Origin of the sequence: Micromonospora sp. DT81.3, assembly GCF_049847225.1 — a bacterium.
Lineage (GTDB): Bacteria > Actinomycetota > Actinomycetes > Actinomycetales > Microbacteriaceae > Microbacterium.
This window is the reverse complement of sequence record NZ_JBNCNY010000044.1, coordinates 1-1249: the sequence shown is the minus strand read 5'-3', so window position 1 is coordinate 1249 and position 1249 is coordinate 1. Positions and strand designations below refer to the sequence as shown.

Annotated in this window: 1 protein-coding gene; it reads left to right on the top strand. The window is 64.5% G+C overall.

The window, feature by feature from the left end:
- The coding region (locus tag ACPW96_RS23260) for a right-handed parallel beta-helix repeat-containing protein (protein WP_425886115.1) at positions 1 to 1249 on the top strand (1249 nt) is incomplete at both ends.

Sequence of the window (1249 nt, the reverse complement as noted above, 5' to 3'; positions counted from 1 at the left end):
CTGTGGGACCCGGAACGTACGAAGAGACTTCCGGCGCGATCCAATACACCGGGTTCTGGAGGTCACTCACGTCGAGTGGCTCGAGCGGCGGTGCTATCCGCTACTCGCAGGGCTCCGCTTCGGCGTCCTTGACTTTTCAAGGCGCGAGCATCACGTGGTACACCTGGAAGTCGACCTCAGGCGGAATGGTCGACGTTTACCTCGACGGCGTTCGCCAGAAACGCGTGGACAACTACTCTCCGACGCAGTCGACCAGAGTTCGAGCGTTCACTGCTCTCGGGCTGGGCGCCGGAACGCACACGATCAAGATCGTTTCCACGGGCACCGCAAACACACTGTCCGGCGGCGAGATCACACATCACGACTCCTTCGTCGTCGGCGCAGCGACCGCGTCCCGCGCGGTCCAGTCGCCGCCGATCCGCGCGACAGACTGCCCCACCGCGACCGTGCGCGTCAGCAGCTCCACTGGGCTCCATCGTGCTCTCGCCTCCGCGCTTCCCGGCACCGTGATCCGTCTCGAACCCGGCACCTACGAGGGCGGCTTCAAGCTGACGGCGTCGGGGACCACCAGCAATCCGATCTGGGTCTGCGGGCCACGGAGCGCCGTCGTCCAAGCCGGCTCGACATCATCCGGCGTAGCGATGCGCGTCGACACGGCCAGCCATGTGCGCATCACCGGGTTCACAATCGGAAACGCACTGCAGGGCGTCATGGTCAAGTTCGGCGAGAACGTCGCGGTCACCGACCTGCACGTTCACGACACCGGCAACGAAGGCATCCACCTGTACGCGTTCACGACGGACAGCTTCGTGGTCGGCAACCTCGTTGAGCGTACGGGTGTCGTCAACCCGCAGTACGGTGAAGGCATTTACATCGGCACATCCGGGCGGAGATGGGACGAAGTGACCCGCGGCGAACCCGACCGCTCCGACCGCAACACGGTCGCGCACAACACCGTAAGAGAGGCCGGAGCTGAGGGCATCGAGGCGAAGGAAGGCACCTCGGACGGCTCGATCCTCCACAACACGGTGCTCGGGCACAGCAGAGTCTCGGACGCCGATGCATGGGTCATGGTGACCGGCAACGACTGGTACATCAGCGGCAACTCCGGCGAAAACGCCGTCAAGCACGGATACGCATCCTTCGTGTCAAGCGATGGCTCCTGGGGCCACCGGAACATATTCCGGGCCAACTCGGGAAGGGGCACCCCGGGCACGGGCATCTGGCTGCAAAACCCATCCTCGGGATC